This is a genomic window from Staphylococcus chromogenes (assembly GCF_029024625.1).
Classification (GTDB): Bacteria; Bacillota; Bacilli; order Staphylococcales; family Staphylococcaceae; genus Staphylococcus; species Staphylococcus chromogenes.
This window is the reverse complement of sequence record NZ_CP118953.1, coordinates 2,184,268-2,204,849: the sequence shown is the minus strand read 5'-3', so window position 1 is coordinate 2,204,849 and position 20,582 is coordinate 2,184,268. Positions and strand designations below refer to the sequence as shown.

21 protein-coding genes and 1 riboswitch are annotated in these 20,582 nt (G+C 40.0%); of the genes, 17 read left to right on the top strand and 4 right to left on the bottom strand.

The features are described 5' to 3' along the window. Positions 1-28 precede the first annotated feature (28 nt). The 10 genes from cntA (at position 29) to PYW36_RS10735 (ending at position 8,531) form a co-directional block, all read left to right on the top strand. Positions 29-1,627: a staphylopine-dependent metal ABC transporter substrate-binding lipoprotein gene (gene cntA, locus PYW36_RS10780; RefSeq protein WP_103158720.1), complete on the top strand. Its 1,599-nt coding sequence runs from the start codon at positions 29-31 to the stop codon at positions 1,625-1,627. 12 nt (positions 1,628-1,639) lie between these two features. Then, positions 1,640-2,572 carry a nickel/cobalt ABC transporter permease gene (gene opp1B, locus PYW36_RS10775; protein WP_037575506.1) on the top strand — a complete coding sequence of 311 codons (933 nt, stop codon included), beginning with the start codon at positions 1,640-1,642 and terminating at the stop codon, positions 2,570-2,572. Continuing rightward, the gene (gene cntC, locus PYW36_RS10770) at positions 2,573-3,439 is read left to right on the top strand and encodes a staphylopine uptake ABC transporter permease subunit CntC (protein WP_103158719.1); all 867 of its coding nucleotides are present in this window, start codon (positions 2,573-2,575) and stop codon (positions 3,437-3,439) included. Beyond that, the gene (gene cntD, locus PYW36_RS10765) at positions 3,436-4,254 is read left to right on the top strand and encodes a staphylopine uptake ABC transporter ATP-binding protein CntD (RefSeq protein WP_037575511.1); all 819 of its coding nucleotides are present in this window, start codon (positions 3,436-3,438) and stop codon (positions 4,252-4,254) included. The genes cntC and cntD overlap by 4 nt, the downstream gene beginning before the upstream one ends. Next, complete coding sequence (locus PYW36_RS10760) at positions 4,248-4,985, top strand: ABC transporter ATP-binding protein (RefSeq protein WP_103158718.1); 738 nt, start codon at positions 4,248-4,250, stop codon at positions 4,983-4,985. Before cntD ends, PYW36_RS10760 begins: the two co-directional genes overlap by 7 nt. A 14-nt stretch (positions 4,986-4,999) precedes the next feature. Beyond that, positions 5,000-6,211, top strand: coding sequence for a staphylopine family metallophore export MFS transporter CntE (gene cntE / locus PYW36_RS10755; RefSeq protein WP_037575515.1), 1,212 nt, complete (start codon positions 5,000-5,002; stop codon positions 6,209-6,211). Between the two features lie 685 nt (positions 6,212-6,896). Continuing rightward, positions 6,897-7,001, top strand: a riboswitch (guanidine-I (ykkC/yxkD leader). Positions 7,002-7,050: 49 nt separating this feature from the next. Next, a complete protein-coding gene (locus PYW36_RS10750; RefSeq protein WP_037575517.1) occupies positions 7,051-7,371 on the top strand; it encodes a DMT family transporter in 321 nt (106 codons plus the stop codon). Beyond that, positions 7,372-7,686: a DMT family transporter gene (locus PYW36_RS10745; protein WP_037575519.1), complete on the top strand. Its 315-nt coding sequence runs from the start codon at positions 7,372-7,374 to the stop codon at positions 7,684-7,686. A gap of 27 nt (positions 7,687-7,713) precedes the next feature. Then, entirely contained in the window at positions 7,714-7,902 is a 189-nt protein-coding gene (locus PYW36_RS10740) for a hypothetical protein (protein ID WP_103158717.1), read from the top strand. Positions 7,903-7,979: 77 nt separating this feature from the next. After that, complete coding sequence (locus PYW36_RS10735) at positions 7,980-8,531, top strand: hypothetical protein (RefSeq protein WP_103158728.1); 552 nt, start codon at positions 7,980-7,982, stop codon at positions 8,529-8,531. A 23-nt stretch (positions 8,532-8,554) separates the two neighbouring features. Here the strand turns inward: PYW36_RS10735 and PYW36_RS10730 are convergent, their stop codons facing one another. Further along, positions 8,555-9,427: an oxidoreductase gene (locus PYW36_RS10730; protein ID WP_103158716.1), complete on the bottom strand. Its 873-nt coding sequence runs from the start codon at positions 9,425-9,427 to the stop codon at positions 8,555-8,557. 66 nt (positions 9,428-9,493) lie between these two features. Between PYW36_RS10730 and panB the strand changes: the two genes are divergently transcribed. The 4 genes from panB (at position 9,494) to PYW36_RS11400 (ending at position 12,280) form a co-directional block, all read left to right on the top strand. Continuing rightward, on the top strand, positions 9,494-10,306 hold the full coding sequence (gene panB, locus PYW36_RS10725) for a 3-methyl-2-oxobutanoate hydroxymethyltransferase (RefSeq protein WP_103158715.1): 813 nt from the start codon (positions 9,494-9,496) through the stop codon (positions 10,304-10,306). Then, positions 10,299-11,156 carry a pantoate--beta-alanine ligase gene (gene panC, locus PYW36_RS10720; protein ID WP_103158714.1) on the top strand — a complete coding sequence of 286 codons (858 nt, stop codon included), beginning with the start codon at positions 10,299-10,301 and terminating at the stop codon, positions 11,154-11,156. Before panB ends, panC begins: the two co-directional genes overlap by 8 nt. Continuing rightward, a complete protein-coding gene (gene panD, locus PYW36_RS10715) occupies positions 11,153-11,536 on the top strand; it encodes an aspartate 1-decarboxylase (protein WP_037575534.1) in 384 nt (127 codons plus the stop codon). The genes panC and panD overlap by 4 nt, the downstream gene beginning before the upstream one ends. A gap of 405 nt (positions 11,537-11,941) precedes the next feature. Beyond that, entirely contained in the window at positions 11,942-12,280 is a 339-nt protein-coding gene (locus tag PYW36_RS11400) for a DUF5079 family protein (RefSeq protein WP_338323073.1), read from the top strand. Between the two features lie 314 nt (positions 12,281-12,594). Here PYW36_RS11400 and PYW36_RS10710 read toward each other — a convergent pair whose 3' ends face one another. Next, positions 12,595-13,446 (bottom strand): NAD-dependent epimerase/dehydratase family protein, encoded by an 852-nt coding sequence (locus tag PYW36_RS10710; RefSeq protein WP_103158713.1) that lies wholly within the window; start codon positions 13,444-13,446, stop codon positions 12,595-12,597. Between the two features lie 212 nt (positions 13,447-13,658). On the opposite strand from PYW36_RS10710, the gene ppdK reads away from it, so the two are divergent. The 3 genes from ppdK to PYW36_RS10695 all read left to right on the top strand — a co-directional run bounded on the left by ppdK (position 13,659) and on the right by PYW36_RS10695 (position 18,631). Beyond that, positions 13,659-16,283, top strand: a complete 2,625-nt coding sequence (gene ppdK, locus PYW36_RS10705; RefSeq protein ID WP_103158712.1) for a pyruvate, phosphate dikinase — start codon at positions 13,659-13,661, stop codon at positions 16,281-16,283. Between the two features lies 1 nt (position 16,284). Beyond that, positions 16,285-17,091, top strand: a complete 807-nt coding sequence (locus PYW36_RS10700; RefSeq protein ID WP_103158727.1) for a pyruvate, water dikinase regulatory protein — start codon at positions 16,285-16,287, stop codon at positions 17,089-17,091. 211 nt (positions 17,092-17,302) lie between these two features. Beyond that, positions 17,303-18,631 (top strand): sodium-dependent transporter, encoded by a 1,329-nt coding sequence (locus tag PYW36_RS10695; protein ID WP_103158711.1) that lies wholly within the window; start codon positions 17,303-17,305, stop codon positions 18,629-18,631. A 92-nt stretch (positions 18,632-18,723) separates the two neighbouring features. Here the strand turns inward: PYW36_RS10695 and PYW36_RS10690 are convergent, their stop codons facing one another. After that, positions 18,724-20,061 (bottom strand): carboxylesterase family protein, encoded by a 1,338-nt coding sequence (locus tag PYW36_RS10690; protein WP_103158710.1) that lies wholly within the window; start codon positions 20,059-20,061, stop codon positions 18,724-18,726. 11 nt (positions 20,062-20,072) lie between these two features. Beyond that, entirely contained in the window at positions 20,073-20,495 is a 423-nt protein-coding gene (locus tag PYW36_RS10685; RefSeq protein ID WP_103158709.1) for a GNAT family N-acetyltransferase, read from the bottom strand. Positions 20,496-20,582: the final 87 nt, after the last annotated feature.

Sequence of the window (20,582 nt, the reverse complement as noted above, 5' to 3'; positions counted from 1 at the left end):
TAAAAAATGGAATGAAAGGAATAAGAGCATGAAACAGACATTCAAATGGTTTATTTTAGCATTAACGACACTCGTGGTATTAGCCGCTTGTGGCAATACGAAGGCACTTGAACAAAAGAAGGAAGACAAAAATATTACGTACGCCACTTCTAAAGACATTGGGGATATGAACCCCCACGTCTACGGTGGATCGATGTCAGCACAAGGCATGGTGTACGAATCATTAGTAGATAATACACAAAAAGGCATTCAACCTCTGCTCGCAAAGTCATGGGAGGTCTCTGAAGATGGTAAAACGTACACGTTCCATTTACGTGAAGGAGTTAAATTCCATGATGGCACACCCTTTAACGCAGAAGCAGTGAAAAAGAACTTTGACGCAGTTCAAGCAAACAAGTCACTTCATTCATGGATTAAATTATCAACGATTATCGATAAAACGGAAGTCAAAGATGACCATACTTTTGTCTTAACATTAAAAGAACCTTACAACGCGACGTTAGAAGAGCTTGCGATGACACGACCTTATGTGTTTGTTTCTCCAAAAGCATTTAAAAATGGCGGGACGAAAGAGGGATTGAAAACGTTCAGTGGTACAGGTCCATACAAATTAAAAGATCATCAAAAAGATGAAAGTGCGACATTCGAACGTAATGAGGACTATTGGGGTGGTACGCCTAAACTGAAAAGTATTGTCGCAAAAGTATTACCAGCAGGCGAAACTTCTTTCTTAGCGTTACAAAAAGGGGAAGTCAACTTTGCGTTTACGGATGACCGCGGTGCAGACAATATTGATAATGAAGCGGTAAAACAACTTACAGATTCAGGTGATTACGCATTAAAACGCAGCCAACCGATGAATACAAAAATGATTGTTGCGAACTCTGGGAAAAAAGACAGCCCAGCCCAAGACAAAGCGGTGCGTTTAGCGTTATGGCAAAGTGTGGATCAAAAGAGCATCTCAGATAAAATTTTAGATAAAACAGAAAAACCAGCACAGACGTTGTTCTCTAAAAACGTGCCTCACGCAGATATCGATTTACCTGAACGTCAATTTGATTTAAACAAAGCGGCTAAAACTTTAGATGAAGCCGGTTGGAAACAAGAGAAAAAAGGGGAGTTGCGTCAAAAAGACGGTCAAAAGTTAGAAATGAAATTATATTACGACAACAACTCGAATTCTCAAAAACAAGAAGCTGAATTTATCCAAGCGAAAGCAGAAGAAATTGGCATGAAATTACACATTGTGGGTGAAACTTCAGACAAAATTGCAGAACGCCGTACATCAGGAGATTATGATTTATTATTCAACCAAACATGGGGCTTACAATATGACCCACAAAGCACAATTTCAGCGTTTAAAGCAGACACTGGATATAAATCTGCCACATCAGGTATCGACAATAAAGAAGCGTTATACCAAAACATTGATGACGCATTAAAAACGCAAGATGCGAAAGAACAAGATAAAAAGTATCATGACATTTTAACGACAGTGCACGACGAAGCCATTTTTATCCCAATTTCACACGGGAAAATGACGGTTATTGCACCTAAAGATTTAAAAGGCATTACATTTAAACAATCACAATACGAATTACCATTTGAACAAATGGATTACAAATAGGGATGTGACACCATGGGATACAGTATCGTTAAACGGTTATTACTGACCCTGCCTTTGCTCCTTATCATCAGTTTTCTTACATTTGCTTTAACTAGGCTATCCAATGAAGATCCAGCCGTTGTTATTTTACATGCGCAAGAAGTGCCGAATATTACACAAAGCCTTATTGAGGAAACACGAGCGAAGTATGGTCTGAATGACCCTTTTCTCGTGCAATATTGGGAATGGCTAAAAGACGCGTTACAGTTCAAATTTGGACAAAGTTTTGTGACGGGTGACGAAGTGAGCACACGTGTGTGGCCTGCATTCTTCAATACGCTGAAACTGACGCTCGTTTCAAGTGCAGTGATTATTACGATGTCTCTCTTGCTTGGGACACTCACTGCCTTGTTACGTGGGACATGGTTTGACCGTGTCACACGTAGCGTGGCGTTTGTATTAACAGCGATTCCGTCTTACTGGTTAGCGGCGATGTTAATTATTTACGTCTCTGTGCGTATGAACTTATTGCCGACCTCAGGTTTAACTGGTCCAGAAAGTTATGTATTACCGGTATTAACGATTTCTCTCGGTTACATTGGCATTTATTTTAGAAATGTGAGAAGCGCAATGATTCAACAACTTGATCAAGATTATGTGTTGTATGCACGTGCGATGGGGGTTGGCTTTCCAACGATTGTCCTCCAAGTCATTCGTAATGCGATGCAAGTGGTGGTCTCTATCTTTTGTATGTCGATTCCCATTATTTTGGGAGGCTCTGTCGTGATTGAAAATATCTTTGCTTGGCCAGGCATGGGACAACTGAGCGTCAAGGCCGTGATGGAACAAGATTTTCCGATCATTCAAGCTTACGTCTTAATCATTTCTGTCTTATTCATCTTATTGAATACGTTGGCAGATATCATTAATATGTGGCTCAATCCTAAGTTAAGGGAGGGCGGTTAAATGATAGTCCTTCAACGTTTATGGCAAGATCGCGGCGCAAAATTCGCGCTCTTTGTGATTGGCTTGTATCTCGTATTAGGCATTTGTGCGCCTTTTGTAACGCCCTATACGCCTACTGCTGTCGACATTCAAAATAAATTTGCAGGGATGTCCCTTGCGCATTGGCTAGGGACGGATCATTTAGGGCGAGACATCTTAACCCGTCTGATTTATGCGATTCGCCCAAGTCTAATGTTAGTACTTGCTGCACTCCTTTGTGCCGTTTTCATCGGTATGGTGCTAGGTTTTATCGCAGGATACTTTGGCAAGTGGGTGGATACTTGTTTAATGCGTGCTTGTGATATTATGTTGTCATTTCCGACATATGTGATGACGCTCGCTTTAATTGGCGTCCTCGGTATTGGTTTAAAAAGTATTTTCGTCGCATTTATCATTACGCGTTGGGCATGGTTTTGTCGCATCATTAGAACAAGTGTCATGCAGTATCGTGACTCTGATGACGTAAAATTTGCGCGTGCCATTGGTTTATCGCATACACGCATTATTGTGACGCATATTTTACCGCTCACCATAGCGGATATTGCCGTTATCTCTTCAAGTTCAATGGTGTCGATGATTTTACAAATTTCAGGTTTCTCATTTTTAGGGTTAGGTGTAAAAGCGCCCACTGCGGAATGGGGCATGATGATGAATGAGGCCCGCAAAGTGATGTTCAGTCATCCAGAGCTGATGTTTGCGCCTGGAATAGCCATTATTGTGATTGTCCTTGCTTTTAATTTCTTATCAGATGCCATTCAAATTGCGGTTGATCCAAAGCTATCGAAACAACAAGTAAAACAACGTGTGAAAAGAGGAGTGATGTCATGAGTTCACCGATTTTAGATGTCCAAAAATTAACGCTCATCGATGGCCATACGAACCAGGTGCTTGTGCATCACTGTTCATTCACATTGGAAAAAGGTAGAATACTGGCGATTATCGGTGAAAGTGGCAGCGGCAAATCTATTACGTGTAAAGCCCTGCTCGGATTGAATGAATCGAACATTCATATGAATGGTAAAGCGCATTTTAACGACATTTCTTTATTAGACCAAACTGAAGCACAATTACGGCGCATCCGTGGTCAAGAGATTGCGATGATTATGCAACAAGGCGGAACGGCCTTCAATCCATCATTTACGCTTGGTTATCAGATGCGTAAGATATTAAAAAGTCATCATATTACGCAAAAAGCAGAGCAACAAGCCTTACTGAAAAAATATTTTGATATGCTGGGGTTGCATGATTTCAAGCGGATTATGCAAGCGTATCCTCATGAACTTTCAGGAGGGATGTTACAACGTTTGATGATTGTGATGGCGCTTGCATTAAAGCCGGAGTTGATTATTGCAGATGAACCGACAACGGCGCTAGATGTTATTACCCAATATGAAGTGTTAAAAGAATTTCAACATATTAAAGAAGCGGTCGGGTGTGCCATGATTTTCATCTCACATGATTTAGCGGTCGTTAAACATATTGCGGATGATGTGCTCGTAATGAAAAATGGCGATGTGATTGAGTATGGACCGGTAAAAGACGTTTTAGACCACCCGCAACATGCGTATACACAATATCTTGTGAATGCCCGTCAAAAATTGACGTCGTATTTTGAAAAAGTGAGGGATGACCGTCCATGCTAAGTGTTCAAGATGTGAAAAAATCTTATCGTGATAAAGGCTTGCGTCGATACCGAGAAGTGGTGAAAGGAGTCAGTTTCTCATGTGCTAAAGGAGAAAGTATTGGCATCATTGGTGAAAGTGGCAGCGGAAAATCCACGCTTGGTCGCATGATTCTTGGCATTGAAAAACCGAATCATGGACGTGTCGAAATTAACGGTCAATGTGTTTGTCGACGGGACGTGCGACAAGGACAAATGAGTGCGGTTTTTCAAAATTACAAATCGTCATTACATCCATACTTTAATGTAGAACAAATTTTGAAAGAGCCACTCAAACAATTGAATTTATCAGCAGAAGCACGCCAAGAGGAAATGATTCGTTTACTTGAAGAGGTCGGACTCGATGAAAGTTTTCTCAAACGTTATCCTCAAATGATGTCTGGTGGAGAAGCACAACGTGTAGCGATTGCCCGGGCCATTAGCACAAAACCAGATTATTTGGTACTAGATGAAGCGATTAGTGCGTTGGATATGTCTATCCAAACGCAAATATTAGATTTATTAGTTTGTTTACGAGAAGAATATCAGCTCAGTTATATTTTCATTACCCATGATATTCAAGCAGCCACGTATTTATGTGACCGTTTACTGATTTTCAAAGAAGGTGAGGTCCAAGAAACGTTATCCAAACACCGCATTCATGAAGCACAACACGAATATACGCGGGCGTTGCTTGAAAAACAACTTATATAATAGGAGGCGACGTAATGAAAGGCGCGCTTGCTTGGCCTTTTTTAAGGCTTTATATATTAGCGCTATTTTTCTTTAGTGCAAATGCAATCCTTAATGTGATGATCCCGTTAAAGGGGCATGACTTTGGCGCGACGAATACAACGATTGGTATCGTCATGGGGGCCTACATGTTAACAGCTATGCTCTTTCGTCCGTGGGCAGGCCATGTGATTGCGAACATCGGACCTATCAAAATTTTAAGACTCATCCTAGTGATTAACGGCATTGCCCTCATCATGTATGGCTTTACGGGGTTAGAAGGTTACTTTATTTCCCGGGTAATGCAAGGGGTCTGTACGGCCTTTTTCTCTATGGCTTTACAAATTGGAATCATTGACGCCCTCCCTGAGGAAGACCGTGCGCAAGGGATTTCCTTGTATTCGCTATTTTCATACATACCAGGGGTCATCGGACCGCTTATTGCAGTGGGTATCTGGCAAATGGATAACATGAGTTATTTTGCTGTTGCGATGATTATCATTGCAGTGACGACAGGGGTATTTGGTTTTAGCGCAACGTTAGACACAAACGTTCAGGATGAGCCTCAACCCCAAAAGAAAGAGACGCTTCCTTATGGTCCTGTCTCCGTTTTTTTACAATTTTTCAAAAACGAATTTTTATTTAAAGCAGGATTAGTTATGTTAGTGGCGTCTATTGGGTTTGGTGCCGTCGCAACATTCATCGTATTATATACGCAGACATACGGTGTTGGCCACGCGGGACTTTTCCTTGCGATTCAAGCGATTACCGTCGTTTTAGCACGATTTTACTTGCGACAGTATATTCCTTCTGACGGACGTTGGCATGTAGGATTTATGGTAAAAGTGATGAGTTTACTCACACTTGCAGTATTGGGTATTGCAGTAGGGCACACGATTGGGTCACTTGTCCTCTATGTGAGTGCCGTATTAATTGGAATTGCCCAAGCCTTGATTTATCCCACACTGACCTCATTCTTAAGTTTCAAACTGCCTAAATATGGACGCAACATGTTGCTCGGTTTATTTATTGCAACAGCGGATTTAGGAGTTTCCTTAGGTTCCGCGTTAATGGGTCCGATTGCCGACCTTACAAACTATGCAGTCATGTACTTCATTTGTGGGATCATGCTACTGACAACAACCCTCTTTTGTATAGAACGCCGCGCACGATTTATCGATAAAACCGAGTCAACACGAGTTTCATAATAAAGAAATGTTCAAAAAGAAGTTTTGAGAACACCCCCTAATGAATGAAACATTTTAAATATAGAAATTTCTATGAGCAATGGTGAATATTTGTCATCATTGCTCGTTTTTATGCTACATCGTCCTTCATATTATTCGGGAAACGGAACGCATAAGTGTTTTATTAAAGAATCATTCAAAAATTCATCGATAAACAAAAGGTTATATTCAATGTATATTTTTCTTTTGCGTCACTTAAAAATCTACAAAATATGATAAATTATTAAAAAACATAGAGAAAGATTGAAAAAATGCACCTAAACAGGGTATATTAGTAAGACGAGCACACTAAAAAAGACCGGAAGTGGGGTTCCGGCCTACACTAATAGCACGTGCTAAGAGGATTATTGCTGTTAGAAATTGAAATAATTAGGATTGTCTGTATCAAAACTTGGAAAATGATAGACAGTCGAGCATTTTCAATTTCTAACATGTAATGATTATAAAACATGAACATTAGAAACAAATTAAAAATGCTCAAATTATCTAACTTTTTCTCTATATGTTCAAAAACTTTTCCAAAAAGGACAGATAGGCATCTTATATGTCTTTTTATAGGACGTGCGATTTTAGTGTTGCGTTTCACTTAGTTTACACGTGAAATGGAGTGTGTTACGCTATATAACGTTAAATAAATTGAATAGATGTGAATGTTTTCTAGGGTTCCGTATTCAGTTGAATAGTCTGGTCCGAGAGAAAACCCATGTGAAACGGACTTCACATGACACGGAAGGACAAAAGCCTGGGAGATTTATGGATACATAAGTCTCTCAGGTTCTTTTATTGGGAGGAGATGAAACGTGAACTGGTTGAAAGTGATTGTAGGCGCGATTTTTGAAGTAGGATGGGTCGTTGGATTGACGCATGCGACCACTCCTTTAGAGTGGCTGCTGACAGTTGTTGCCATCACGCTTAGTTTTGTACTGTTACTCAATGCGACGAAACATCTTCCGGTCGGGACGGCGTATGCGACGTTTGTAGGTTTAGGAACATCGGGAGTGACCCTCATGGATTTCATAATATTTGGAGAACCGTTTAACTTCATAAAGATTTTATTGATTTTCATCCTGCTCTTAGGAGTGATTGGTTTGAAAATGGCGACGACAGAGGAGGCGAACTAAATGGCTTGGCTCATATTGATTTTAGCAGGAGCATTTGAGATGCTAGGTGTCGTTTTTATGAATATGTATGCCGTACAAAAGAAAAAGTGGGCAATTTTAGCGGTCGCGCTTACTTTTGTGCTTAGTTTTTCAACTTTGTCGTTGGCACTTCAATCTATTCCGATGAGTACGGGGTATGCTGTATGGACTGGAATTGGAGCTGTTGGAGGCGCCTTAGTCGGGATTTTGTTTTATGGTGAAAGTAAAAATGCACTCCGTTTAGCGTGTATTTTTGTCATTTTAGCGTGCACGATAGGTTTAAAATTATTAAGTTAACGAGAAGCAATAGAAAGGAAGATAAAGATGATGAAATTTATAGGATCATGGCTTATTTTGAGTGTTTTAGGATTTTTAGTGTTAACGGTATTGGCTGTTTTAGGACATGGTTTTGATTGGATGAATACCGTGATAGTTGCTGTGTTATTAGGATTACTACTAACATGGACAGTGCATCCAATGATGCCGAAAGATTTTCTCGGTCAACATCGCTAAATGTTAGCGTTTGAAAAATGAACACCGTGGAATAACACAAAGGCTAACTTTTCACATGTAGGAGGTATGAGATGAGTATCATCAATATATTATCTGCCGTGGGTTCGGTTGGTACTTTTATTATGGCGTTATTCTACTTTATTTCTGTATCGATACAACTGTATCAAATGAAAATGAGTTTCCTACCTGCACTCGGATTTAATCAAATCCTCATGACACGTGACAGTGATGGATTAACATTGAGAAATACAATAGATCGAGATAATGAACAATTAGGCGACGACTTTTTAAAGTTATATAATATGGGGGCTGGCGCAGCAAAGGAACTGCAAATTGCGATTTATGTAGACGAAGATGATATTTTGCAAGAGAAATATGCCAGCATTTTACCGAGCAAAGAAGGGTATATGTTGCCCATCAACAAGCAAGTGTTTAAAGAGTTAGAAAGCACGATACGTCAAAATGGTTATGAATCAAATCTGAAAATTAAAATTCAGTTTAAGCATAACGCAAGTCGAAAACGCCAAACAATTTATTTAAAAGGAAAAATCGACCAATTTAACAGTTATCAAGACCGTGAAGTTTACGAACTTCAATTTATTCAAACGGTAGAAAAAGATAAAATGTAACGTGAAAAGCACAAACGTCAAAGTTAAATAGACGTTTGTGCTTTTTGATGTTCGTAATGTAAAAGTGTATAAGCCATTGCGAGATGCGGTGTGTTTAATTGATGCTTAATCGCACACTGATAAAGATACCCTTGAATATTTTCAACTTCTAAAGGGCGTTGATGCATTAAATCATAGTACATACTTGTTCCCATATCATCAGGATATCCAGCATAGATGTGCATGATGTCCTCAACTAAAGATGGCGCAAAATCAATGCCTTCTGCCTGTGCTACTTGTCGCCCTTCTTCTATTAAATGACGACACAACTCTGTCATAGCATCATCTTGGAGTACTTTGGCGGTCTCTCTTGCTAATGCGGTGACGGAGTTAATACCTAAATTGACAAGTAATTTGTACCAGATGTGAGTGTCAATATCAGATTCAAGTCGCAAATCCAATTGGGAAGGTTTCACGATATCTTGAAGTGCTTGTGTTGAAGGATTTTGTTGGATAAGAAGGCGGTAGTCACGAAAATGGGTGACTTGTTGCGCCTCTTTTTGTCCACTAATATAAACGACGGCAGGATAGACATGAGGGTGCGAGAATTTTTGATGTTGTCCATAGCCATTTTGCGCAAGGATAATTCGTGTATTTGGATGAATCAAACGCGTAATATCAGGTAAAATCGCATCCAGTTGTGTCGTTTTAACCGCAATCATCAGCCAATCATAACGTTTTTTCGCATTTTGAAGTGCTTTCACTTTGATGGTATGTGTTTTTGAGGTGGCGTACTCATGAAAAGTAAGTGTTTCATCGCGTCGCCCTAAAAGATCAACGTCTAGCGGGCAATTTTCGAGCGCATGTGCGAGGGAGGTGCCCACTGCGCCAGGACCAATAATTGCTAAAGTAGTCATATCAGTTGCTCCTTTATTTGAATCAGATATACTTATCATAAAGTATATCAAAAAAGGGTGAGTACGTTGAAAACATTAAGTCAGTTACAACAGATGAAACGAGATAAAGAAAAAATCACGATGGTGACGGCCTATGATTATCCGAGCGCTAAACAAGTGGAAGCGGCTGAAATCGATATCATTTTAGTTGGAGATTCGCTCGGTATGACGGTACTCGGCTATGAAAGTACGGTAGATGTGACATTGGAGGATATGTTGCATCATAGTCGCGCGGTGAGACGTGGGGCGCCAAACACCTTTGTTGTGGTAGACATGCCTTTTGGTTCTGTTGGAATAGACGCTGCGACAGATATCCGTCACGCGGTACGCCTCTATCAACAAAGTCATGGCAACGCTCTCAAAGTGGAAGGCGCACATTTAACCCCATTCATTCAACAAGCGACACAAATGGGGATTCCAATCGTGTCACATCTTGGATTAACACCACAAAGTGTCGGAATTTTAGGGTACAAAATGCAAGGGGCCACAAAAGCCGCAGCGACACAACTGATTGAGGACGCTAAAGCAGTAGAACAAGCAGGAGCCGTTGCACTTGTGCTTGAAGCGATTCCGAGCGATTTGGCTAAAGTCATCACAGAGCAGTTGTCGATTCCAGTGATAGGCATTGGTGCAGGGAAAAATACAGACGGCCAAGTACTCGTCTATCATGACATGTTAAATTATGGCGTTGACCGCCACGCGAAATTCGTTAAACAATATGGTGATTTTTCAACGGGCATTGATGCGTTAAAACATTATCATCAAGAAGTCAAAGCAGGCGATTTTCCATCAGATGCCTACATGTATCAAAAACAAATTATGGGTGAATTCAATGACTAAAGTAATAACAACGATTCAAGAAATGCAAAAATTAACGACTCGATTGCGTTTAGAAGGGAAAAGTATTGGCTTTGTGCCAACGATGGGGGCGCTTCATGAAGGTCACTTAACAATGATGCGTCAGTCCATTGAATATAACGATATCACGGTCATCAGTGTTTTTGTTAATCCCTTACAATTTGGTCCAAATGAAGATTTCGACGCCTATCCGAGACAAATCGATCAAGATGTGGCAGCCGCACAAAAAATCGGTGTCGATTATGTTTTTTATCCAAGTGTCGAAGAGATGTACCCTCACTCATTAGAAATTACTTTAAATGTAGGACGACTGGCTTCCGTGTTAGAAGGGGCAAAGCGACCGGGACATTTTGAGGGTGTGGTGACGGTGGTCAATAAACTCTTCAACATTGTTCAACCCCATGTAGCGTATTTCGGAAAAAAAGATGCACAACAGTTGGCCATCATTGAACAAATGGTCAAAGAAATGAACCACCCTATTGTTATTCAAGGTGTCGACATTGTACGTGAACGTGACGGACTTGCGAGAAGTTCGAGAAATGTTTATTTAACCGAAGACGAGCGCCAACAAGCCCCGCATCTATACAAAAGTTTACAACTCGCGAATACATTATATAAAGATGGAGAACGTCAAAGTGACATCATCATTGAGAAAGTGACAGAATATCTCAAAACCCATACAGATGGTGCCATTGAAGAAGTAGCAGTCTACAGTTATCCAGAGTTAGTACAACAAACCCGTATTTCTGGTCAGATTTTCATCTCTTTAGCTGTAAAATTTTCTAAAGCACGTTTAATAGATAATATTATTATTGGAGATGAAGAAAAATGATAAGAACAATGATGAACAGTAAAATTCATCGTGCGCGCGTGACAGAATCAAACTTAAATTATGTCGGGAGCATCACGATTGATCAAGATATATTGGATGCGGTGGATATTTTGCCTAATGAAAAAGTAGCAATCGTGAACAACAATAATGGTGCGCGATTTGAAACCTATGTCATCGCTGGCAAAAGAGGTGGCGGGCAAATTTGTTTAAATGGTGCCGCGTCTCGACTGGTAGAAGTTGGAGATGTCGTAATTATTATGACGTATGTGCAACTAGATGAAAACGAGTTATTGACACATTCTCCAAAAGTCGCTGTAATGAATGAAAACAATGAAATTGAACAAATGATTACAGAAAAAGAACAAACAGTAATTGTATAAAAGAGACCCCATGGAAGGCTATGAAGCGACCCCAAAAAATGGGAACAAAATAAAAACACTTTCGTTGAATTCATATTAAAATGAATTTATTCGGAGGTGTTTTTTTCTATGAAACGAGTTGCTTATAGTGTAGAAACTAAAATGAAAGCAGTAGAAATGAAATTAGTAGGTTATTCAACATATGAATTATAATAATTTTAGAATTCAACAAAAACTAGGTTACTTATCCCCAGTCAAATTCAGAGAATTAGTAGCCTAGAAAAGGTGTTTTTATTAAGTTCCTTGCCTATGGGTTCAGTACCGATACTACTAGGCATTTTTTTTTACTTTAGCAATGATGTTCACACAAGCATGGGATGAAGTGCCTATGACTATTTATGTGACACTTGGTATTTGGCTTATCTCGTGCGCCGTTATTATGAAAAAGATAGTTTCAACAATATCAAAATGAACGTACTCTCAGCGTTGAGGTACTTATTAGTTAATTTATTTGTGGGTTATATGCAATTAGTTTCTACTTCTGTGGGCTACATATTAGGCAATGCATATACACATTGGGACTTATTTGATTATTGGCTTTGGGTCCAATTAGCCATATTTATTTCATTTTTGGGTCTCGTACTTTTTTGTATCAATGAGTTTCATATTATTGTCAATGATGCGAAAGCAAGTCTAAATATTTTAGCGGTTTTATTAAAGTTATTTAGTATTGGGCTAATAATATATCAGTTTAACTGCACCTAACATCGGAGACGAAAAAGTTTATTTTTGGTTAGTTATTGTAAATCTAATACCTATAGATGCAATTTTAATAAGATTATTTTTATACTATGCACTTTTCACTGATGAATTAAGAAATGGCACGCCAGATATGGCTGTTGGAAATAACAAGACATAATTACATTCATCCCGCAATATAGGAGATAATGTCTTTATCTTTTTAAACCGTAACAACAGAATATTCAATGTGATTAAAAATAGATATACATTTAAGGGTTGGGGCATCCGCATGTCCCAACCCTTTTCTGTTTTTATGCTCACTATTGTCTCTTCGCTTTTTAGCTTAAATCGCGCATCCCGTCTTTCCATGATGGATAGCGTAAAGTGCCTTCCTGTGTTTTGTATTTTGAATTGGAGGCGCCACGTTCAAATGGTGCTGCTTCTGTGTACTCTATTTCGGGGGCGACTTTGAGTTGTTGGGCGTACCATTGTGCCCACGTTTCGCCATCTACTGGTTCATCATCGACCACATTGTAAATTCCTGATGGCAGGGTCAAAGCATGAACGGCCGCTTCGACTGTATCATCGATATGAACAAATGAGGTTATACCTTTTGATTGAGTGACTTTACCTTCTTTAAATTGGTTGTAAATCATACCGTCTTTTCCAAACCATGTGCCGGGCCCATACATCATCCCGTAGCGCAGAACGACGAAATGAGGTAAACGTGCACTTTCTTCTTCGACGCCAATGACACCGTCAACGGTAATTTTACGCTCTCCCTCTGATACTGTATCTAGAGGCGTGTTTTCGTCAGCGAGTGTTTCCCCAGGGGCATACATAAACGCTAAACTTTGGGAAATGATGTGCGTCACCCCATATTTTTCAGCCACATCTACAAGGTGACGTGTGCCTTCGATGCGTACTTTTGTATTTGCAACCATGTCCACATTTTTCAAGTCTGTAATTTGATGCATAATAACATCGGGTTGAAATCGTGAAATGGCCGCTTCAATGGTCGATTTATCAAGAATATTACCTATAAAGCCTTCAGCGCCGAGGTGTTCTAATTTTTGTCTTCCACGTTCTGACGTTGTAAAGCCGGCCACATGATGTCCCTCTTGAACTAAACGTTCGGTTAAACGGGTGCCGATGAGACCTGTTGCGCCTGTCACAAATACATTTGCCATACTATACACTCCTTTGTCTATCTTTAATTATTCCCGTTATTTTTTTCGAAATACATAGAAAACCTATAATTTATGGACAGAAAAACGACGGTTTTGTGTCGTTGTGTCATAAATTTTATAGAATTTATATATTTTTCGTTGCGTTTTCAAAAATAATGTGACATACTCATATTTATTAGTATGACATATTAAACTATTTGAGGTGAAACAGTATGACAAAATACATTTATGCTTTTGATGAGGGTCAAAAAGACATGAAGGATTTGCTTGGAGGTAAAGGGGCGAACTTATCTGAAATGAAACGCCTAGGTTTACCTGTGCCTGATGGTTTTACGATTACAACAGAAGCATGTATTGAATACTTAAAACAAAGTGAGACACTTCCTGAAGCTGTCATTACCCAATTAAAAGAACAATTAACGGCTTTTTCAACACGTACAGGTAAAGCGTTCTCAGATGATCAAAATTTACTTCTTGTTTCTGTACGGAGTGGGGCTAAAATTTCTATGCCAGGGATGATGGACACGATTTTAAACTTAGGGCTCAATGACGACAACGTTGAAAAGTTAGCGCAAAAAACAAATGACGCGCGTTTTTCTTATGACTGTTATCGTCGTTTACTTCAAATGTTTGGTGAAGTTGTCTACAACATTCCAATGCATGCGTTCCAAACATATTTTGACGGCTATAAAAAAGAACATGGCTATGAGACGGACGCAGACATTCCTGCTGAAGGTCTTAAAACCATTTGTGAAAAATATAAAGATGTCTATTTAGAAGAAGTGTATAAACCGTTCCCTCAAGATCCGTTAAAACAACTGACGGAAGCTATTGAAGCGGTATTTAAGTCTTGGGATAACGATCGTGCGCGTGTGTACCGTGATTTAAATGATATTCCGCATGACATTGGGACAGCTGTGAACGTCCAAGAGATGGTATTCGGAAATAGTGGTGACCAAAGTGGGACAGGAGTTGCGTTTACACGTAATCCAGTCACTGGAGAAGCGAAACTATTTGGTGAATATTTATTAAATGCACAAGGTGAAGATGTGGTGGCGGGTATTCGTACACCAAAAGATATTCAAACGTTAAAAGATCAAATGCCACATGTGCATCAAGAGTTTGTAGCGGTTTCTGAACAGTTAGAAGCGCATTATAAAGATATGCAAGATATTGAGTTTACTATTGAAAACGAAAAACTCTACATTTTACAAACGCGTAATGGGAAACGTACCGCGAAAGCAGCGATGAAAATTGCGGTTGATCTCGTAGAAGAAGGCGTAATTTCTAAAGAGGAAGCGATGAGCAAAGTCGATGTAAAATCGATTGATACGTTACTCCATCCGACATTTGAAGAAAAAGCACTCGCAAATGCTGAAATTGTATCGCAATCTGGTTTACCTGCAAGTCCTGGTGCCGCGGTAGGTCACATTGTGTTTACCGCAGAAGAAGCAAAAGCGCGCGCTGAACAAGGGGAAAACGTCATCTTAATGCGTCCTGAAACATCACCAGAAGATATCGAAGGCATGGTTGCGAGTGAAGCCATCGTCACAACACATGGTGGCATGACCTCTCATGCGGCGGTCGTTGCCCGTGGTATGGGAAAATGTTGTGTGACAGGATGTTCAAATTTAGAAATTAATACAGTTGAAAAAGTGATTACGTATCCAGGTGGCACATTGCACGAAGGGGATATTGTTTCTGTGGATGGTGCGAATGGTGATATTTACGCAGGAGAAGTTGAAACAACGAACGCAGAGCATAGTGACGAATTTGAGCAATTTATGCGATGGGCAGAGGATATTGCGCGTCTCAATGTGCGTATGAACGCGGAGACAAAACCAGATATTGAAGCAGGTTACCAATTTAATGCGAAAGGAATTGGACTTGTACGTACGGAGCATATGTTTTTTGGCGCTGAACGTCTCGTTGAAATGCGTCGTTTCATTTTATCTTCAGATGAAGAGACACGCATTCAAGCATTAAATCAAATACGTGAATATCAAACAGAAGATTTTGAACAAATTTTCCGTTTGTCAGGCGAACGCCCTTCAATTGTGCGCTTGTTAGATCCGCCGTTACACGAATTTTTACCAAAAGCGGGTGAAGAAGTCACAAATGTCGCGCAACAATTGGGCATTTCAGAAGACAAATTAAATAAACGTATCGTAGAGCTTCATGAAACGAATCCGATGCTCGGTCACCGGGGTTGTCGTTTAGCGATTACGTATCCAGAGTTATACGTGATGCAAGCAGAAGCCATCATGACAAGCGTTGCACGATTAAAAGCAGAAGGTATCGCGTGTCAACCTGAGATTATGATTCCGCTTGTGTCAACGGTGGAAGAGTTTACGACGCTAAAATCTCAAATTGTGGAAAGCATTAAAGGCATCGAAGCGCAATCAGGACAATCGTTAAACTACCTCATTGGCACAATGATTGAAACACCACGTGCTTGTATGGTCGCAGGTGCACTCGCAAAAGAATGTGACTTCTTTAGTTTCGGCACCAACGATTTAACGCAATTAACGTACGGGTTCTCACGTGATGATGCCGGTAAGTTTATTAATGACTATATTCGAGGAGGCATCTTAGAAGTTGACCCTTTCCAAACGCTTGATGTGAACGGTGTCGGCGTGATGATTCAAAATGCGGTCGATCAAGCAAAACAAGCGAAGCCAAGCATTAAAATTGGGGTATGTGGTGAGCTTGGCGGCGACCCTAAATCGATTCACCACTTTAATGGGATGAATCTTGATTATGTGTCATGTTCTCCATTCCGTGTACCAGGTGCGATTTTAGCGACTGCTCAAAGTGTTGTTGAAAGCGGGCGATAATGTGACAGAAAAGCAACTTACCATTTTTGTGGTGTCGGACTCGATTGGAGAAACGGCACAACGCATGATTCATGCGGTCATCAGCCAGTTTCCAGATTTAACGCAAATTGAAATTAAGAAGTTTTCTTTTATCAAAAATGAAGACGAATTGTTAAATGTCTTAAAGCTAGCGGAAACAAAAGGAGCCATTGTTGTCACAACACTCGTGACGGAAGAGTACAACGCTGCAGGGCAAGCCTATGCGAAAGCGCATGGCATTCCGTACGTCGATTACATGTCCCCCCTCATGGCATTAATTGAAGAGAAAACACATTTAGAACCTGCAAAAGAAACAGGACGAATTCGTAAGCTCGATGACGATTATTTTAAACGTATCGATGCCATCGAATACTCCGTGAAGTACGATGACGGCAAACATTTTACGGACATCGGTGAAGCGGATGCGCTGATTGTTGGGGTCTCACGCACATCTAAAACTCCACTCAGCATGTACTTAGCCAATAAAGGATATAAAATCGCGAATATTCCCCTCGTGCCAGAGGTGGGCATTCCAGAAGATGTGTTTAAACATCGAAACTTAAAAGTGTTTGGTTTAACTGCCAGTCCCCAATACATCATGAATATCCGCACAGAACGCGTGAAAGTATTGGGCATGAAAGGCAAAGCCAACTACAATGATCTCGAACGTATCAAAAAAGAACTTGCTTATGCCGAGGAAGTTTTTGAAAGATTGAACGCAACCGTCATCAATACGGAATATCGTTCAATCGAAGAGTCCGCATTTTACATTGAAAAATTTCTACAATAACCTATTGCATCAACGGTCTAAGTGCCTCCACGCTTAGGCCGTTGTTTTCTATTATATGTAGAGAAATGGAGACAAACATGTGGTGTGAAAAAATGAGAAATGGCAATTTTAAATTTTTCAATAACAATTGATAATTCCATGACTTTATGGTATATTTTCAACAATTCAATTTTGAAACTTTATCGCTTTAAAGCAAAAGGGAGGTTATTCTGTGTCTAAACAGTCACAGTGGAAAACATCTACGGGGTTCATCCTTGCAAGCGCTGGGTCTGCGATTGGCCTCGGGGCTATGTGGAAGTTTCCATACATGGCAGGTATGTATGGTGGCGGAGCGTTTTTATTGATGTTTTTAATATTCACAATACTCGTTGGTTTACCATTATTAGTGATGGAATTTACAATTGGGAAGTTAGGACGTACTTATACGACCGAAATTTATGGTAAACTCACTGGCAAAAAATGGCTTAATCTTATTGGATGGAACGGAAATTTAGCGGTCTTTGTACTGTTTGGTTTTTACAGTGTTATCGGTGGTTGGATTATTATCTATATTGGGATTGTCTTACTTCAATTACTTCAAATTTTACCCTCAAGTCTGCGAGACATACAATTCGAATCCATTATTAGTAATCCGGTTTATACTCTACTCGGTCAATTTATTTTTATCGGTTTGACTTGTATTATCGTGATGTTAGGCGTTGAAAAAGGGCTAGAAAAAGCATCGAAACTGATGATGCCCTTATTATTTATCTGTTTATTGATTATTGTCATCAAAGCATTGTCTTTAGATGGCGCGATGGAAGGGGTCCGTTATTTACTACAGCCTCGTGTGGAAGACATCACAATGGAATCCATGTTGTTTGCTTTAGGTCAATCTTTTTTCGCCCTTTCATTAGGAACAACGGGGATGATTACGTATGCGAGTTATGCGCCTAAAGCCATGACGATTAAAACATCCGCTGTAACGATTGTGCTCATGAATATCTTCATTTCCGTATTGGCAGGTTTAGCGATTTTCCCTGCCTTACAGACATTTGGCTACAAACCTGAAGAAGGTCCAGGTTTATTATTTAAAGTACTGCCGCTCGTATTTGAAAGTATGCATTTAGGAATTCTGTTTTATCTTGTCTTTTTAATTTTGTTTTTATTTGCTGCATTGACCTCATCGATTTCGTTATTAGAACTCAATGTATCTAACTTTACGCGTAACGATAATCAAAAGCGTCGTCCGGTGGCCCTCATCGTGAGTATCGCAGTTTTCGTGATTAGTATTCCGGCTATGTTGTCGTTTGGAACATTAAGCCACGTAACGTTTGGGGCAGGAACGATTTTTGATAACATGGACTTTTTAGTTTCGAATTTACTCATGCCACTCGGGGCGTTGGCGACCACGTTAGTCGTCGGTTACCTAATTGATTTTAACGCCCTAAAAGAAGGGTTTGGTCCCGACCGTTTTAGACTTATTTATCCTTGGTATTTCTTAATTAAATTTGTATTGCCGTTCGTGATTTTGGCCGTCTTTATTTTACAACTCATTTAAAATTTGAACCCATTGGTGTAAATCATACATCAATGGGTTTTTTTCATAGATTGGGGTATTTATCAATGGTGTTTTATGATCAATTTTTTCTTCTAATGATAGTGTTTTGTGCCTATCCAATTACATTTTCCAGTTTTAGCAAATGTACACATGTCTTGTATCATCTCATGACTTAACTGCCACTCTTTATCTTTTAGTGTGAGGCTATGGGCGGCTAAAATTTCAAGACGCCCGAACCAAAAGGGGACGTCTAAAATGTGGTAACTACTCGCATAGTACGGATGTTCCGGGCGACACCAAGTAAATGTAGTCGACCAAGTAGCGGTGTAGCGTGCTAGTGCTTGTGTCAAAGTATAGATAGGGCGATGAAAATAATGCTTTGTAATCCAGTCCCTTTGTTGTTGTGCGGTTTGGATGTCAATAGCGTGAGGGACGTCTACATGCGTTCGTCGTGCCACTTTTTGAAATTGTTGGGGATCCAACGTACGATTTTCTGATTTAATATAAATATCGCCTTCAGATTGTGTTTGACTAATAAGTACCGGCAGTCTTAAATTTGAAAAATCGTCTTCAAATGCATCGGTTTTAATCGGGGCATATAAAAATTCAAGGCCTTTTGATTTGCCATACTTTGCTTGAAGCTTTTCCATAAGGATTAATATTTGAGACGCACTTAACGCTAACCATGGGATGTTGGGATACAATGTTTTTTTTATGCTTTTGAACTCTTGAGCTTTCACGCTTGCTTCTTGAGGGGGCATCCACTGGAGCGCACCACTCAATAAAATGGCGCGATGTATCATTTTCCGAGAAGTCGGATGTAACAGAAGCGCTTGTACACTCATCGCTCCGGCAGACTGGCCCATCGCCGTGATGCACTGAGGGTCTCCGCCAAAGTCAGTGATGTGATGCGTGACCCATTGGAGCGCGCAGTGTTGATCAGAGAGGCCTAAGTTATTTTCCCAATCTGGATGTAAAGTTGACCAATCTAAAAATCCAAGCGCGCCTAAACGGTAATTCAATGTCACGACAATAACACGTTGTTGTGACACAATCGACGCAGGGTCATACAAATCAAGTGCGCTATGTCCATTGACGAAACTGCCCCCATAAAAATAGACAATGACAGGGAGTCGATCTGACGCTGTAGTTTGTTTAGGACGCCAAATGTTTAAGGTTAAGCAATCTTCATCTTGGTTGTAATGTGTTGTCTGGACATTAAAAAAACTTTCTAAACTGTTAGGGGGTTGAATAGGGACAGCACTGAATTTCACAGCTTCAAAGCCCTCTAAACTTTGAGCGAAAGGCTGGGCTTTCTTAAAACGGTATTCACCGATAGGAGGCGCTGCATATGGAATCCCTTTAAAGGCTTCATAATGCTCATTAGCAACGCCTTTAATTGTGCCCAAGTCAGTGTGAACATAAACCAAATCAATCACCTCTACTCTAAATATTGTGATGCGAGCTCAGGGTTTTGATATATCGCCATCCCAGTGGTTAATTTTTTAAAGCCACAATGTGTATAAAATGTTTCATTACCTAATGTGCTAATTAAATGAATACAAGATAAAGGACCAAGAACCTCGACAAGTTGATGAACAAGGCGCTGTCCAATGCCTTGATTTTGATATGAAGGACGGACTACAATGTCATAAATCGCCGCATTGAAGACGCCATCAGATAAAGCACGTCCGCAACCGATAATTTGATGGTCGTCATATGCTAAGACGATATGTGTACTTCGATGATAAATCAATGAGATGTTTTCAGGCGTATGTCTCCTCCAGCCGACTGAGTGGTATACGTGCGCAAGTGCGATAGCTTCGTCATTCGTAAGGTCTGTTTTAAATTGAAGATGAATCATGGCGCTCCCTCCTTATAAATAGTATAACGTAATGAAAGACGTTTTATTATCAGAATAGTTTGAATATAAAAGAAATGATTTATAACG

Bases quoted from the DNA above. Each gene is read 5' to 3' on its own strand.
- cntA (WP_103158720.1), top strand. From the start codon at position 29: ATGAAACAGACATTCAAATGGTTTATTTTAGCATTAACGACACTCGTG.
- opp1B (WP_037575506.1), top strand. From the start codon at position 1,640: ATGGGATACAGTATCGTTAAACGGTTATTACTGACCCTGCCTTTGCTC.
- cntC (WP_103158719.1), top strand. From the start codon at position 2,573: ATGATAGTCCTTCAACGTTTATGGCAAGATCGCGGCGCAAAATTCGCG.
- cntD (WP_037575511.1), top strand. From the start codon at position 3,436: ATGAGTTCACCGATTTTAGATGTCCAAAAATTAACGCTCATCGATGGC.
- PYW36_RS10760 (WP_103158718.1), top strand. From the start codon at position 4,248: ATGCTAAGTGTTCAAGATGTGAAAAAATCTTATCGTGATAAAGGCTTG.
- cntE (WP_037575515.1), top strand. From the start codon at position 5,000: ATGAAAGGCGCGCTTGCTTGGCCTTTTTTAAGGCTTTATATATTAGCG.
- PYW36_RS10745 (WP_037575519.1), top strand. From the start codon at position 7,372: ATGGCTTGGCTCATATTGATTTTAGCAGGAGCATTTGAGATGCTAGGT.
- PYW36_RS10740 (WP_103158717.1), top strand. From the start codon at position 7,714: ATGATGAAATTTATAGGATCATGGCTTATTTTGAGTGTTTTAGGATTT.
- PYW36_RS10730 (WP_103158716.1), bottom strand. From the start codon at position 9,427: ATGACTACTTTAGCAATTATTGGTCCTGGCGCAGTGGGCACCTCCCTC.
- panC (WP_103158714.1), top strand. From the start codon at position 10,299: ATGACTAAAGTAATAACAACGATTCAAGAAATGCAAAAATTAACGACT.
- panD (WP_037575534.1), top strand. From the start codon at position 11,153: ATGATAAGAACAATGATGAACAGTAAAATTCATCGTGCGCGCGTGACA.
- PYW36_RS10710 (WP_103158713.1), bottom strand. From the start codon at position 13,446: ATGGCAAATGTATTTGTGACAGGCGCAACAGGTCTCATCGGCACCCGT.
- ppdK (WP_103158712.1), top strand. From the start codon at position 13,659: ATGACAAAATACATTTATGCTTTTGATGAGGGTCAAAAAGACATGAAG.
- PYW36_RS10685 (WP_103158709.1), bottom strand. From the start codon at position 20,495: ATGATTCATCTTCAATTTAAAACAGACCTTACGAATGACGAAGCTATC.